Here is a 15136-nt window from a genome sequence, read left to right as displayed (position 1 = left end):
ATCTACCCTTGAATTTGTGTTGAACGTTGTGCCAACCAATGCTTAAACATCGGCCAAAATTCTTCAGAACTGGCTTGACTCGACATTAGCCCTAAGTGACCGCCAGGGATAAGAGTAAACGTGACATCACTACTGCTTGTCAATTGCGTCAAAGGTTTTACTGCATCTGCTGTCACAAGCTGATCACTACGACCTGCACCAATCAACAAAGAAGATTGAATATTTTTTAATTCAATCACTTGATCCTGTAGGCGAATTGCACCATGTTTAAGTGGATTTTGCAGCCAGACATTAAATAACATATCTTGATTAATGCCTGCGGGATAATCGATCATATTATTGAGAAAGTGGCCTAAAGTTGCGTGCTCCTGCACCAGTTTTTTGTTTTCAAGGTTTTTCAAAAGTTGAATATGTCCATCTATCCAGCCTTTAGGATCAAGAATTTTGAAACCTAACGCATTGAGAATACCGGGTGTATGAATGAGGCGTTTAGGAAGACCAGAATAAAGTCGAGTTTGAAGTTTTTTGTTACTCGCAATGCTTTTATGCACAAATTGATAAAGTTTACCAATTCGCCCAGATGCATAGCTATCAATTGGGCTACCCAACACAATGAGATTTTTAACATGATTCGGTTGATTGAGCGCGCTGTATAATAAGACAAAAATACCTGCCATGCTCCAGCCATGCAAAGAAATCTTATCACTTTGTGAATGTGTACGAATCACTTGAATATATTCAGGAAGGGCTTTTCTAATAAATGACAAAAAGTTGAGATGTCGATCTTGATAAGTCAAACGTCCCCAGTCGATCAGATAAACATCAAAACCTTGCGCTTGAAAATATTGAATCAGCGAGCGATAAGGGTACAGATCATAAATGTCCATGTTAATGGCAAGCGGGGCGACAAAGACCAAAGGTTCTTTATAAAGCCTTTGTTGTGCTGCATAATAACGAATCTTGGTCTGATCAAATTCAGCAATTACTTCATAAGGAGTAGTTTGTGATAAAACCAGTGATTTTTCATTAAAAATACGCGCTGAAAGATGTTTGAGTTTGATTTGCTGATGATGGATAAGTGATTTGATTGACTCCATTCTTTGCATATTTCTAAGATCCGAAAAAGTTTGATTGAAGTCTAAGCGATAATTTTATCTTTTACCTTGACCTTAAATACCGTACACGCTCAAAATGTTGGCAGTTTTTTCACATGAGCGGTCTTTAGACTGAGAACAGAGCAATGCATAGCCAAAACGATGAATTAGAATACCAGTTAGATACTTTAGCAATTCGTACAGGTCATACCCGTAGTTTTGAGGGTGAACATGCTGAACCTATTTTCTTGACCTCATCTTTCGTTTATGAAAATGCGGCTGAGGCAGCGGCAAAATTTTCAGGTGAAGTATCAGGTAATATCTATTCTCGTTTTACCAATCCAACGGTTGCCATGTTTGAAAAGCGTTTGGCTGCTATGGATGGTGCGGAGCGTGCGGTAGCGACCAGTTCAGGCATGGGCGCTCTTTTATCGGTCTGCATGGCTTTTTTAAAAGCAGGCGATCATGTGATTTGCTCGCGTGCTGTATTTGGTTCAATTGTGGCCTTGTTTGAAAAATATGTTGCCAAATTTGCTGTAGATATCACTTTTGTTGATTTAAACGATCTGGATGCATGGAAAAATGCGATGCGCCCAGAAACCAAAATGTTGTTTATCGAATCTCCATCGAATCCCTTGGCTGAAATTGCGGATATTCCAGCACTTGCAGAGATTGCTCATGCCCACAATGCAATGCTTGTGGTGGACAACAGCTTTTGTACACCTGCATTACAGCAACCACTCAAACTTGGTGCAGACTTAGTCATGTATTCGGCGACCAAATATATTGATGGTCAGGGACGCGCACTTGGTGGAGCAGTTACAGGCAGTCATAAATTACTCGAAGAAGTCTTTGGTGTAGTACGTACACTTGGGCCATCAATGAGTCCGTTCAATGCATGGGTATTCTTAAAAGGTCTAGAAACTTTACGTTTAAGAATGAAAGCGCATTGTGAAAATGCCCAACAGCTTGCAGAGTGGCTAGATCAGCACAAAAACGTTGAAAAAGTGTATTACGCAGGTTTACCACAGCATATTGGTCATGAACGCGCGACCAAACAGCAACAGGGTTTCGGCGGTATTGTCTCATTTGTGGTGAAAGGTGGACGCGAAGGGGCTTGGAAAGTCATCGACAATACCCAATTTATTTCAATCACAGGTAATTTGGGTGATGTGAAATCGACCATTACCCATCCCGCAACAACCACACATGGTAAATTGTCACCTGAAGCAAAACAGGCAGCAGGCATACAGGAAGGTTTGATTCGGGTTTCTGTTGGTTTAGAAGATATTTCAGATATTATCCGCGACTTAGATCGTGGTTTGGCTTTAATTTAAACTCATTAAGTTAAGTTGTTTTGGAGAAAAATTGATGAACATTAATATGCTTATGCAGCAAGCACAGCGCATGCAAAAAGATATGGAAGCCAATGCTAAGAAGGCCAAAGAAGAGCTGGCCAAAACTGAAGTTCAGGCAGAAGCAGGCGGCGGTTTAGTGAAAGTCACCATGACAGGTCGCTTTGTGGTTAAGCGTATTGAGATTAATCCTGATCTGCTTCAGGATGAACCAGAAATGATTGAAGATTTGATTGCTGCAGCTGTAAATGATGCTGTGCGTCAGGCAGAAGCCGTGGCAGATGAAAAAATGAAAGGTGCCAATTCAGGTATGGGTTTGCCACCTGGCTTGTCAGGTTTATTTTAAGGATAAAGATAACGTGTTTAGTGATCGATTTGAACAACTGGTTCAAGCACTACGTATCTTACCAAGCGTTGGGCCGAAATCGGCTCAACGCATGGCGTTACATTTACTCATGAAGAATCGAGAAGGTGCATTTGGCCTTGCGCATGCTCTGCATGAGGCATCTTCACATATTCATGAATGCAAGATTTGTCATTCACTGACTGAAAACGAAATTTGTGATATTTGTCTATCCAATGACCGAGATCAGCATTTGTTATGTGTGGTGGAATCTCCAGCCGATGTCATGGCGATTGAACAAAGTGGTAGCTTTCGCGGTAAGTACCATGTTTTAGGGGGACATTTATCTCCACTGGATGGAATAGGTCCCGAAGAAATCGGAATTCCTTATTTGATTCAGCGCTTAAGCTCTGGTGAAATTGAAGAGGTTATTCTAGCGACTAATGCAACTGTAGAAGGACAAGCAACAGCACATTATTTGCTTGAAGCAACCAAACATCTTCCAGTACATATGACTCGTATTGCACAGGGTGTTCCACAGGGCGGCGAACTTGAGTATGTAGACAGTCATACCTTGAGTCAGGCTGTACATAATCGTATGAAAATGAAATAGACAATTTGGATTGTTTATTTCATTTTTACAAGTTACACCCATCAAAAAGAACAGATTAAATTTTCGATAAATATGCGAAATGATAAGTGATTAAAATTGACTATTTGTTTAAAAAGTAAACGTTGCAGTCATTTTGTTTAAAAAATAAAGTATTAATAACAGTTTGTCTGGCAAAACATCAGATCTAAGTGGTATATATATGCCAGAATCTCTATTGCTCATTGTGGCTAAATCAGGAAAACATGTTTCAGTTTATCCAGCAGCAAGATCAACTTGCTGATGTTTTGTCGTTAATGGATCAATGTTCAATTTATGGACTTGATACTGAATTTATCAAAGTCGATACACTATGGCCGAAATTGGGTGTATTTCAAATAAACCTGAATGGCCAGGTTTATTTACTAGATGGAACTGCACTGGATCTGAGCATCTTCTGGCAAAAACTCTATGCCTCAAAACAAAATGTATTTCATGCATGTGGTGAAGATATCGATCTGATTTATCATTATGCGCAGCAAAAATTTTTAGAAAATGTATTTGATACCCAGGTAGGATTGTCTTTTTTAGGGCACGGTCTACAAGTCAGTTATCAGGCGGCATTAAAGCTCGTTTTAGATATTGAAATTGAAAAAGATCAGACACGTTCGGACTGGCTTGCACGTCCACTCAGCGATGAGCAATTGAAATATGCTGCCAATGATGTGCTCTATCTGCTTAAGCTTTCAGATCAAATAAAACATCAATTACAAGAAAAGCAGCTTTACGATTATGTACTTGAAGATTGTCGTCATTTAACCCAAGAAATTGGTACAGATACGCCACAGCATTTATTGTATACAGATGTAGGAAATTATCGCCATTCCAGACGTCAATTGATGCAGTTGCAGCAATTAATGGTCTGGCGTGAGCAGTTGATTAAAGCCATTAATCAGCCTCGTAGTTTTATTCTAAGAAACTCAACCATGATTGATCTGGTTGAAAAAAATCCTAGAAATACATTCCAGTTATCACAAGTCAAAGAAATTAGACCCAATGTGATTCGTGAGCATGGCAAAACCATTCTGGATTTGTTGAAGTTCTTACCAGAAGAGCATGAATGGCCACTGCGTATGGCAAAACCAATTCGTCATTCATCTCAAGACGTAACTGATCAAATGACTCAACTCATCGAGCAGGTTGTTGAGCAAACCCAAATTCCCAAAGAAGTGCTCATCCGTAAAAAATGGTTAAATGCGCTGTATCAGCATGTCGTCTTTCATCGCAGTGAAGATGAGTTGCCAGAATACTTATTAGGCTGGCGCTACGAAATGCTCACACGTCCATTGATCCAGATTTTAAAACAGGATGTAAAATATCTGTCTACCCAGATGAAAATAGACCGTTAGTATTTCTTGGACTGATGCGTTAAAAAAAGCCTAATGTATCGGTTCAATTTTTGATGTATGCTTTTTTTGAGTTTTGAGAGTGTTCAATATGCATTGTGATATTTATAGATCGAGTAAAAAAGATGAGATGTACCTTTATATTGCTCGTCCAGACTATCCAAATGATGATGTAGAAGGTCAAGATCCTTTAGAAAATGTGCCAGAAGGTATTCGTACTGTATTTGGTAAGCCCACATTTGTCATGCATTTAGAGCTTTCTCAATCGCGTAAACTTGCACGTGTCAATGTTTTACATGTTCTGGATTCACTTCAAACCAAAGGCTTTTTTATCCAGATGCCACCAGAAGGCTTTATTAATCCAAGCGATGAACCAGAGGGATTACGTGGTGCTTGATCAACTTGCGGCAATATGGAACGGGTTACTTTCATCACTGGATTCAGTTCCAGAAGATAGTATTGCTGTCACAGCCTACGTAGGCGGCACTATTCTTGTTTTATGGTGTTGGTACAGCATTGCAAAACGTCTTCCAAAGTTGATTGGTGGTGTAACTTGGATTGTATTGTTTGCAATTTTGGCGACACCAACCATTTCTGAAGGCGTTAATGCTGGTGTTGCGCCTGCGATTTTTGGTTTGATCTTTGGTGTTCTAACCAAAGAGCAACCTTTAATCTGGTCAAATTTGTCTTTGATTTTATTTGTAACAGGACTTGGGCTATTGATTGGCTATTTGTGGTCAAAATATAGTGAGAGCAGAGACACAACTTCCATTTAAGTAAAAAAATAAAGGTAAAACATGGCTGTTGAAACACAACACTTCACTGGAACAGATCAATATATTGCAACAGATAGCTTAAAGCTTGCGGTTAAAGCAGCAAGAGCATTGCAGAAGCCGCTATTAGTAAAAGGTGAACCAGGTACGGGTAAAACCTTGCTGGCAGAGCAGGTTGCAGATAGTCTGGGTTTAAAGCTGATTACATGGCATATTAAATCGACCACCAAAGCGCAGCAGGGACTATATGAGTATGATGCAGTATCGCGTCTACGCGACAGTCAGCTTGGTGATGATCGGGTTTATGATATTAAAAACTATATTAAGCCGGGTAAGCTTTGGGAGGCATTTACCAGTGAAGAGCGTTGTGTTTTATTGATTGATGAAATTGATAAGGCTGATATCGAGTTTCCAAACGATTTACTACATGAACTGGATAAAATGTCGTTCTTTGTGTATGAAACAGGTGAAACGATTACAGCAGATCAGCGTCCGATTGTCATTATTACTTCAAATAATGAGAAAGAACTTCCAGATGCATTTTTACGTCGTTGCTTCTTTCATTACATTGAGTTTCCAGATGAAGCGACTATGCGTGAGATTATTCATGTACATTTTCCACGTATTTCTGCGACGCTCGTGAGTGAAGCATTACAGATTTTCTTTAAGCTACGCGAAATTCCCAATTTAAAGAAACCGCCATCTACTTCTGAACTGATTGATTGGCTCAGTTTGCTGATGGCTGATGATATGCCAGAAGATATTTTGCGTAATCATGATCATAAAAAAGCTATTCCACCGTTGTATGGTGCATTGATCAAAAATGAACAAGATGTGCAATTACTTGAACGACTTGCTTTCATGACACGTCGTTAAGGATGGTCGCTTATGTTTGTGCGGCTGTTTTATACCCTTAGGAAATATGGGGTTCCTGTTACTACGCGCGAGTTAATTGATCTGAATCGTGCTGTAGCAGAAGGCTTGGTCTTTGCAGATCAAGATGAGTTCTATCAACTTGCCAAAACTATTTTGGTCAAAGATGAGCGTTTTTTTGATAAATTTGATCGTGCGATTAAAGATTATTTTGAAGGTATTGAAACTTTCGATCTGGATGAATTGCTGAAACAAGTTCAAAAGATTCCAAAAGAATGGCTGGATTTAGAGCTTCTAGAGAAACATCTGACTCCTGAACAAAGAGAAGCTTTGCAAAAAGCGGGCTCTTTAGAAGAGTTAATGAAAATGCTGGAAGAACGTCTACGCGAACAGCATAAAAAGCATCAAGGTGGCAATCGTATGATTGGTACAGGAGGTACATCACCTTTTGGTGCTTTTGGTGATCATCCAGAAGGTGTCAGAATTGGTGGGCCAGGACGTAAACGCTCGGCGGTAAAGGTATGGGAACAACGAAAATATCAGAATCTGGATGATGATCAGATTTTGGGTACGCGGCAAATGCAACTGGCTTTACGTCGCTTGCGAAAGTTTGCACGTCAAGGTGCTGCCGATGAGCTTGATGTCGATAACACCATACGTGAAACAGCCAAACAGGGTATTTTAAACGTACAAATGGTTCCAGAACGACGTAATCGTATAAAAGTCTTGATGCTGTTTGATGTGGGCGGATCGATGGATTCTCATATCGCACAATGTGAAAAACTGTTTAGTGCGGCCAAAACAGAATTTAAAACACTCGAATACTTCTATTTTCATAATTGCTTATATGATTACGTTTGGAAAGATAATCATCGTCGGCAAGCCAGTCGTCTCGAAACATGGGATTTATTTCATAAGTATGGACGAGACTATCGGGTCATTGTGGTCGGAGATGCCAGTATGGCGCCTTATGAGCTTAGATCTGCAGGTGGTTCTGTTGAATATATGAATGATGAGGCGGGAGAAATTTGGCTACGTCGTTTACGTCAGCATTTTGACAAAACAGCATGGTTAAATCCTGAAGAAGAGGGCTATTGGAAATATACACAAACCATTGGTCTTATTCAGCAATTGTTTGAAAATCACATGTATCCAATGAGTTTGAAAGGAATTGAGGATATGACACGCTATTTATCAAGATGACACATAATTATCATGTATCTATGATAACCAAGTCGTGATACACCTAAAAATTCATTTATAATAAATGATTAACTTAAATCTATATCATGATTTCAATGGTTCAGGCATCTTAACAACAAGATGCCTGAAAAAATTAGGAGTTAACCAGAAATATATTGCTTCAACTGTTCGATTAATTGACGCTGTTCTTCCATTGCTGCTTTAACCAAGTCACCAATTGAGATGAGGCCAAGTAGCTTATCGTGCTCAACAACAGGTAAATGACGTAAATGACGATCTGTCATGAGTTGCAAACAATCTTCTACACTGTATGACTTGTCTACAGTAAATACTTTTGGCGTCATAATTTCACTTACTACGGTACTGTTTGAAGATCGATCCATCAGTTCAACTTTGCGTGTATAGTCACGTTCAGAAAGAATACCCACAACCGACTCTTTTTCTACAACAACAATTGCACCAATGCCTTTATCTGCCATTAAAGAAATTGCTTCAAGTACGCTTGCGTCCGGTGAAATCGTATAAACGACATGTTCACGTTTATCATTTAAAACTTGGGCTACATTTGTCATGCCTAATCCCTCTGGGTTGTATTATTGTTCTGCTTAATAAACTTAACTTGAATTGTAGAAAATGCAAATATGCTATTTCCTATAATTGAACAAAAAATATCATGTTGATTAAAGTTTTCTATATGCATAAAGCATTAGGCGGCACTCAAGCGAGACTTCACAAAAAAGAAATGACTCATTTGCCAGGTTGATAATTTAAATTTGCATTGAGATGAACTAAACAAAGCAGGTGTTACGTTTAAACGTTTAAGTGTTGGCAGGAGCGAAGTTTGAAAATCCTGTGGTGTAATTTTTTTAGGCGTGTAATTGGGCCAGTGTTTTTGTGCGTATCGATGTGCCTGAACGCCATTTAACCAGAAAGGAAAGATAAAGCTTTCTTCATCAGATTTTATGGCCCAGCCTTGATGATAGAGTCCCCATAACGTACCACAGTACATCATGGTTTTTAAAATAGAAATTTTAATTATTAGATCTTTGGGAACTGGTTGGAAATGAATAAAGTGTCTCATGAGTTTTTACGTTCTTAGGAACTATTGTTAGTATAAAAAATAAGTATTTAAATTCAGTGTAAAGATTGAAGAAAATCGTAAAAATTTTTAAAAGGGATTAAAAAACGCCACCTAGGTGACGTTTCATTATGCTTGCATGGTTGCCATTTTCTGCCAATACTGAGCTTTCATGGAATCACGCTCTACGCGAAAACCTTGATAGTAAAGTTCAGCTAAAAATAATGCTGCTTTACCATGTCCTGCACGCGCAGCTTCTTCAAGTTGTTGAACTGCATCTTGGAAATTCATTTGCGATTGAATTGTATTTACTGCAGTTGCGTATACGTGTTCTAACTCATGATGAGAGATTTGCTGAATCATATTAAAAACTCCTTATAGTTGTAATTATGATCACATTATTTAGACTTATCAGTCTTTCGAACTAATCTAACAGTTCATTGTTAAACTAATATTACATTTCGCTAAATAAGTCAAATACAATATTGGGTAACTTTTCTATATTTCAAGTTTACATGATTAAACAATGAACAGAAATATTTTTTATTAAAATCAATATAACAATTATATCAAAGGAGAAAAATATGATAACTACAATTGATGGATTCAACTTTGACATACCACCAACTGAGAGTGAGATCATTGCGCTGGCACAGTATCATCGTAAGCAACTCGATGAAGCCATGTTTCATCAAGAAATACATCTTGGTGATTATTGCCTAGCACAGCGGAAAAGAGTTCATGATTTTACCAGTCAGCTCGATCCTCAGCTCAAATTATTGTTTTATCGTATTTACGACGGGGAATTAAAACGCCTAGCCGATGAAGATGATCTTCATCCAGCAGATGCTGAAAGTGGCTTGAGTCTATTTGCAATTGGTATTGTACTGGTTGTGATCGCATTTATTCTATATTTTGCTTTTGTAAGAGCATTAATGAGTTAAATGTGTAGATTGTGATTACTGCGCCTTTGTCATGTTAAAAATCATGTCATGGGCGCTTTTACTTGTGAAAATCGTGATTGAGTCATACACTACTTTTTATTCGAGGTAGGATATGCTTATATCAAAACAAAATTTTTTAAAGCTGAAATCAGAATTTAGACTAGAACGACTCTACAATACGATTGTATTGGTCATGATTAGCTTGATTCTGATCATTGCATATCGTGCATTACATTATCCAATTCGTGATGAACAGTATCGTGATGTTGTTATGTTTTCTCACCAGGCCAGTAACCCAAAAACACAGGAAATGGCCGAACAGCTTCTCAGAAAAACTGAAATCGATGTAGGCGATTATCTAAAACTTATGCAGGCGTATCAGTTTGAAAGCGCAAAAGCAAAGCATTATCCTGCCATGTCGCTTGATGATCAATCATCTAGATATTAAGGCAAAATGCTGTGTGTAGTATCCAGATTATGTCTAAGCATTTTTTCAAGAAGCGTTTGATCGATAGGTTCACCTGCAATCACGATGGTGAGCCGATCTGGATGAATATATTTCTTCACCGCCTGTTGTACATCTTGAGCAGTAATTTTATTTAACTGCTTTGCATATTGCGCAAGATGATCTGCGGGAAGGCCATAAAATCCGATTGAACCCAATTGGGCGTTAATATTGGCATTGCTGCTAAAGCTCATTGGAAATGAACGCAGCATTCCAGCTTTGGTTTCTTCTAACTGTTTTGTATCAATCGGTTGTTTAACAAAATCGACCAGAGCTTTATGGGCGACTTGGATGCTATCCAGTAGCTGATCCTGACGGGTCGAGTAACTCAGATTAAAAACGCCCGGCGCTTGAGTAAAACTAAACGAACTATAAGCCCCGTAGGTATAGCCGCGTTTTACGCGTAGTTCCTGCATCAATATAGAGTTAAATCCATGACCGCCTAGCATCTGATTGGCAACTTCAAGTGCAAGTTGATCTGGATTATTACGGCTTATGCCCAAGTGTCCTATACTCACATACGCCTGAGATGATTGATAAGGAATCAAGCGTATATTGAAAGAAGGTTGTAAGTCTGCATCAGGTAGCTGACCCACCGCTTGACCTTGCGGAAGGCTTTGCGTAATTTTTTCTGTTAATTGGCTCGCTTGAGATTGTGTGAGCTGACCTGTGATTGCCAGATTCATATTTTGTGCAACAAGTAGCGAATCACGAAACTTTTTAAGTAAATCTGGTGTAATTTTTCTGATACTACGTGTGGTTCCAGTAATAGGGTGTGCATAAGGATGTTCACCATAAATGGCACGATACAATTCAATATTTTTCAGACGGTCAGGGTTCTCCTGAAGTTGTTTTTGTCCGACCTGCGTATTACTTAAAACCAGATTTAGTCCAGATGAGTTAAACGTAGCATTGCTAATTAAATTCAGCATAAGATTTACAGCAGGATTTAATTTTTCAGGGTCAGATAAAACTCTGAGCCGAATCACAAACATATCGCGATAGGCATGTGCACTAAACTTGGCACCTAATTGCTCAAATGTATTGGCAATCTGTTCCGCACTGTACTGGTTTGTCCCCTCATCAATAAGATTGGCTGCCATATTGGCAATACCATACAGATCTTTTCCAAGATATTGATCACGTGCAGCACCAGCATTAAACGTAAGCTGAATATCTACAATAGGGAGTGCTTGTGCTTCTACAAACAGTGAACGAATACCCAGCGTATTTTTAAGCTCTTGTACATAAGGGGTTTGATCATTTTGATACTGTGGAAGATGTTTAAGGCTTTGAAGTTGCTGTAAAGACTTCAAATGCCCGGAATCTTCAAGTTCGATATTGCCATTCGCTTCGACAACTTCTGCATGACTTAAGCTACTCACCAATAAACCGACAAGAAAAATGGGGGAGTAAGAGAAATAAGACATTATTTTTTCCTTGATTATGGTTTATCTTGAGAATCGGGCAATAAATACAAACTCGTCAGATTCTCTCTCACCAGATAAGCATTGGCGACACGTTGAATATCCTGTTGTTTGACTGTGCCATAATGTGTAGGAAGTTCGTCGATCAGACGATAACTTAAACCATTCACTTCCAGATTACCCATGAGATGAGCCTGACCGACAATATCATCTTGACCAAATACCAGATGCGAAACAAAATTTGCGCGGACACGTTCTAATTCATTGGGATCAAGAGGTTGATTTTTTAAGATATCAATCTGTTGCTGAATCGCTTTTTGGGCATCTTCAAGACTGACGCCTTCGACAGGCAAAGCCGTGATCGTAAACAGACTGTCGCCACGGTTATAAGGCTCGTAGCTGACATTGACCGACGTTAGGATTTTTTTCTTTCTTACAAGCTGCTCTTGTAATCTTGATGAAATTCCGCCATTGAGTAGTGACTGAATAATGGTTAATGCGTAGGCATCTTGAGGGTTCTTCGCTGTCACCAACGACCTGACGTTCCAAGCCATGAATAAATTAGGCACCTTTACAGGTAAATGAACTTCCATGTGCCTGTAACCCACACGATCAAATTCGAGCAGGTCATTTCTTGGTGGCAATCTAGCAGAAGGAATTTTTCCAAAATAGGTTTTTACTGTGTTTAAGGTTGTTTCAGCATCGACATCACCAATAATAATGAGTGTAGCATTGTTAGGAACGTACCAGTTTTTGTACCAGCTTTTTAAATCTTTAAGCTGTAGGTTTTGTAAATTTTTCATATAGCCAATGACAGGCTGGCGATAATGACTGGTGGGATAGGCAAGCCATTTAAAACGTTCGAATGCCAAAACAGATGGATTATCATCTGTTCGTTGGCGTCGTTCTTCCATCACAACTTTAATTTCTGTATCAAAGTCACTTTGACGTAAACGCAGATGCTGCATGCGATCTGCTTCAAGCTCTAGTGCCATGGGCAAATAAGCTTTGGGATAAAGCTGATCGTAATATGTATAGTTGGTGAAGGTCGCTGCATTGACCCGACCACCGTAGAGTCTGCTCAAGCGAGTAAATTCATTATTTGGAACTTTAGCCGTTCCTTTAAACATCATGTGTTCAAGTGCATGGGAAATACCTAGTAAATTTCCAGATTCATCTCCGCTACCAATCCCATACCAGATTTGTGTAATTACAATCGGTGCACGATGGTCTTCGCGAATAATGACTTTTAAACCGTTTGCTAAGGTTGTTTCAAAGGTGGTTCGTGCTAACTGGCTTTCAGCCGCAAATACAGGAGAAGCAGAGATGCAGTAGAATAAACATAGTAAATAAAAGCGCGCTATTGAACGCGTAAAAAATAAGAAAAATCGGGTGGGGGCCAACACTATCCTGTCCAAGAAAATGATTTTTATCATGAAAACCATTGTTGAAAAAACAGATTTTGAAAACAAGGTTTTCATGTTGTGTTTTAGTTATGAATATTTTGAGTGAGATATATTGTCGGGAATCGACATCAATCTATGTTAAACTCTGGCTTTTAACCCGCTGCTTTTCAAGGGAATCGGCATGCAACAGCAATCCAATATGCACAATAAATTCTTGATAGATGCTGATATCGGTGATGACGATGTCACATTGCCTAATTTACCAGCAGTTGATGTGCCTATTGTTGAAACCCCTACAGCCACATCTACGACTGAAAGCCCGTCAGTTGTATCACAACAAAAAACTGAAACAGAACAAGAGTCTGAATCAGAGAATAAAAGTGGTTTCTTTAGCCGCATGAAACAAGGCTTGACTAAAACCCGCCGTAACTTAGCAGATGGTATGGTCAACATTCTGATTGGTGGTAAAGAAATTGATGACGAACTGCTAGAAGAAGTTGAAGAACAATTACTTGTCGCGGATATTGGTGTCGATGCAACCAAAACGATTATTACCAATCTCACCGAGCGTACAGCACGTGGTGACCTGATTTATTCACATTCTTTATATAAGGCGCTACAGGAAGAATTAGTTGCACTTTTGGCACCTCGTGTTAAACCGTTACATATCGATCCAAATAAGACGCCATATGTAATTTTAATGGTAGGGGTAAATGGCGTAGGAAAAACGACGACCATTGGCAAACTTGCAAAGCGTCTTCAGGGTGAAGGCAAAAAAGTGATGCTTGCAGCAGGGGATACCTTTCGTGCTGCGGCTACCGAGCAATTGCAAATCTGGGGGGAGCGCAACAATATTTCAGTAGTTGCACAAGGTCATGGTGCAGATAGTGCTTCAGTAATTTTTGATGCATTTGAAAGTGCGCGTGCAAAAGGGATTGATGTATTGATCGCTGATACTGCAGGTCGTTTACATAATAAAAGTAACTTGATGGAAGAACTTAAAAAAGTAAAACGTGTCATGCAAAAAATTGATGCAACAGCCCCTCATGAAATTATGTTGGTGGTTGATGCTGGAACGGGTCAAAATGCGATTAATCAGGTACAGGAGTTTGATCAGGCTGTAGGATTAACGGGTATTACCATTACCAAACTTGATGGAACCGCAAAAGGTGGTGTTCTGTTTAATATTGCAAGTCGTACACATGTACCAATTCGCTTTATTGGCGTAGGTGAAAAGATTGATGACTTACGTCCTTTCTCTGCCAAATCTTTTGTTGCTGCCCTGTTCGAAACAGACAAATAAAATTTGATTTCAGAATACATATAAAACTCCACTTAGTGTGGAGTTTTTGTTTTAAAACCTTAAAAACGTAAAACTGTTCTAAAAATAAAACGATATGTCGTAGATTTAATACTGATTGAATTTAAACTCTTGGATACACTGTATTCATTCTCAGATGATGGCCTTTTGGCCGAAACATATAGGAAATAATTAAATGACTTCTTTTTTAGATAAAATCAAACAACGTCGCTCAATCTATGCCATTGGTAAAAATGTAGCGCTTGAGCAAGACAAGATTGAAGATCTTATCAAGGATGCAGTTAAGCATAGTCCTTCTTCATTTAACTCTCAGTCTTCACGTGTCGTTATTCTGTTTGGTGAATCACATCATAAATTCTGGAATATTGTACGTGAAACATTGAGAAAAATGGTTCCTGCCGACGCTTTTGCTGGAACAAATGCAAAAATTGACAGCTTCTCTGCTGGTTTAGGCACAGTATTGTTTTATGAAGATCAAAAAGTCATTGAAGGTTTGCAAGAACAATTTAAACTTTATGCAGATAACTTTCCAGTATGGTCTGAACATTCAAGCGCGATTGCACAGTTTGCGACTTGGACAGCTTTGGCTGAACATAATATCGGTGCATCATTACAGCATTACAACCCGATTATTGATGAAGAAGTCGCTGCTACATTTGATGTACCTGCAAGTTGGAAACTTCGTGCACAACTTGTATTTGGTTCGGTTGAAGCGCCAGCAGATGAAAAAAGTTTTATGAATGATGCTGAACGTTTTAAAACGTTTAACTAATCGAATCATCAATCATGGAAAGGGCGCTATTTAGCGCTTTTTTCATG

At 39.0% G+C, this 15136-nt stretch carries 18 protein-coding genes; 12 read left to right on the top strand and 6 right to left on the bottom strand.

Annotated elements, in window-relative coordinates; translation table 11 throughout:
• Nucleotides 1-2: 2 nt before the first annotated feature.
• Entirely contained in the window at nt 3-1097 is a 1095-nt protein-coding gene (locus tag F952_RS12335; protein ID WP_026057012.1) for an alpha/beta fold hydrolase, read from the bottom strand.
• A 143-nt stretch (nt 1098-1240) separates the two neighbouring features.
• On the opposite strand from F952_RS12335, the gene F952_RS12330 reads away from it, so the two are divergent.
• The 8 genes from F952_RS12330 (at nt 1241) to F952_RS12295 (ending at nt 7636) form a co-directional block, all read left to right on the top strand.
• On the top strand, nt 1241-2431 hold the full coding sequence (locus tag F952_RS12330; protein ID WP_004928053.1) for an O-succinylhomoserine sulfhydrylase: 1191 nt from the start codon (nt 1241-1243) through the stop codon (nt 2429-2431).
• Nucleotides 2432-2465: 34 nt separating this feature from the next.
• On the top strand, nt 2466-2795 hold the full coding sequence (locus F952_RS12325) for a YbaB/EbfC family nucleoid-associated protein (RefSeq protein WP_004928049.1): 330 nt from the start codon (nt 2466-2468) through the stop codon (nt 2793-2795).
• A gap of 13 nt (nt 2796-2808) precedes the next feature.
• Nucleotides 2809-3405, top strand: a complete 597-nt coding sequence (gene recR, locus F952_RS12320; RefSeq protein ID WP_004928046.1) for a recombination mediator RecR — start codon at nt 2809-2811, stop codon at nt 3403-3405.
• 242 nt (nt 3406-3647) lie between these two features.
• Nucleotides 3648-4790 (top strand): ribonuclease D, encoded by a 1143-nt coding sequence (locus F952_RS12315; protein WP_004928042.1) that lies wholly within the window; start codon nt 3648-3650, stop codon nt 4788-4790.
• An 88-nt stretch (nt 4791-4878) separates the two neighbouring features.
• Nucleotides 4879-5184: a YcgL domain-containing protein gene (locus F952_RS12310; protein ID WP_004928039.1), complete on the top strand. Its 306-nt coding sequence runs from the start codon at nt 4879-4881 to the stop codon at nt 5182-5184.
• The gene (locus tag F952_RS12305) at nt 5177-5563 is read left to right on the top strand and encodes a hypothetical protein (protein WP_011182481.1); all 387 of its coding nucleotides are present in this window, start codon (nt 5177-5179) and stop codon (nt 5561-5563) included. The genes F952_RS12310 and F952_RS12305 overlap by 8 nt, the downstream gene beginning before the upstream one ends.
• A gap of 21 nt (nt 5564-5584) precedes the next feature.
• Nucleotides 5585-6436, top strand: coding sequence for an AAA family ATPase (locus F952_RS12300; protein ID WP_004928033.1), 852 nt, complete (start codon nt 5585-5587; stop codon nt 6434-6436).
• A gap of 12 nt (nt 6437-6448) precedes the next feature.
• A complete protein-coding gene (locus F952_RS12295) occupies nt 6449-7636 on the top strand; it encodes a vWA domain-containing protein (protein ID WP_004928029.1) in 1188 nt (395 codons plus the stop codon).
• Nucleotides 7637-7776: 140 nt separating this feature from the next.
• On the opposite strand, the gene F952_RS12290 is transcribed toward F952_RS12295, so the two are convergent.
• The 3 genes from F952_RS12290 to F952_RS12280 form a co-directional block, all read right to left on the bottom strand.
• The gene (locus F952_RS12290; RefSeq protein ID WP_004928026.1) at nt 7777-8208 is read right to left on the bottom strand and encodes a CBS domain-containing protein; all 432 of its coding nucleotides are present in this window, start codon (nt 8206-8208) and stop codon (nt 7777-7779) included.
• A 134-nt stretch (nt 8209-8342) separates the two neighbouring features.
• Nucleotides 8343-8717: a DUF2750 domain-containing protein gene (locus tag F952_RS12285; RefSeq protein ID WP_004928023.1), complete on the bottom strand. Its 375-nt coding sequence runs from the start codon at nt 8715-8717 to the stop codon at nt 8343-8345.
• A gap of 126 nt (nt 8718-8843) precedes the next feature.
• Nucleotides 8844-9077, bottom strand: coding sequence for an SEL1-like repeat protein (locus F952_RS12280; RefSeq protein ID WP_004928020.1), 234 nt, complete (start codon nt 9075-9077; stop codon nt 8844-8846).
• A gap of 221 nt (nt 9078-9298) precedes the next feature.
• Between F952_RS12280 and F952_RS12275 the strand changes: the two genes are divergently transcribed.
• The gene (locus F952_RS12275; protein ID WP_004928017.1) at nt 9299-9658 is read left to right on the top strand and encodes a hypothetical protein; all 360 of its coding nucleotides are present in this window, start codon (nt 9299-9301) and stop codon (nt 9656-9658) included.
• A 112-nt stretch (nt 9659-9770) separates the two neighbouring features.
• Nucleotides 9771-10106, top strand: a complete 336-nt coding sequence (locus F952_RS12270; protein ID WP_004928014.1) for a hypothetical protein — start codon at nt 9771-9773, stop codon at nt 10104-10106.
• Here the strand turns inward: F952_RS12270 and F952_RS12265 are convergent.
• Nucleotides 10103-11593: a M16 family metallopeptidase gene (locus tag F952_RS12265; RefSeq protein WP_004928011.1), complete on the bottom strand. Its 1491-nt coding sequence runs from the start codon at nt 11591-11593 to the stop codon at nt 10103-10105. The two genes, F952_RS12270 and F952_RS12265, sit on opposite strands and share 4 nt — an antisense overlap.
• Before the next feature lie 14 nt (nt 11594-11607).
• The gene (locus F952_RS12260) at nt 11608-12996 is read right to left on the bottom strand and encodes a M16 family metallopeptidase (RefSeq protein WP_004928007.1); all 1389 of its coding nucleotides are present in this window, start codon (nt 12994-12996) and stop codon (nt 11608-11610) included.
• 181 nt (nt 12997-13177) lie between these two features.
• Here F952_RS12260 and ftsY point away from each other — a divergent pair, with 181 nt between their 5' ends.
• Both ftsY and F952_RS12250 read left to right on the top strand, forming a co-directional pair.
• Nucleotides 13178-14299, top strand: a complete 1122-nt coding sequence (ftsY, locus tag F952_RS12255; RefSeq protein WP_004928002.1) for a signal recognition particle-docking protein FtsY — start codon at nt 13178-13180, stop codon at nt 14297-14299.
• A 193-nt stretch (nt 14300-14492) separates the two neighbouring features.
• Complete coding sequence (locus tag F952_RS12250) at nt 14493-15089, top strand: nitroreductase family protein (protein WP_004927999.1); 597 nt, start codon at nt 14493-14495, stop codon at nt 15087-15089.
• Nucleotides 15090-15136 lie beyond the last annotated feature (47 nt).

This window comes from Acinetobacter baylyi DSM 14961 = CIP 107474 (assembly GCF_000368685.1).
Taxonomy (GTDB): domain Bacteria; phylum Pseudomonadota; class Gammaproteobacteria; order Pseudomonadales; family Moraxellaceae; genus Acinetobacter; species Acinetobacter baylyi.
The sequence above is the reverse complement of the archived record's forward strand: the minus strand, read 5'-3'. Positions and strand labels throughout refer to the sequence as shown.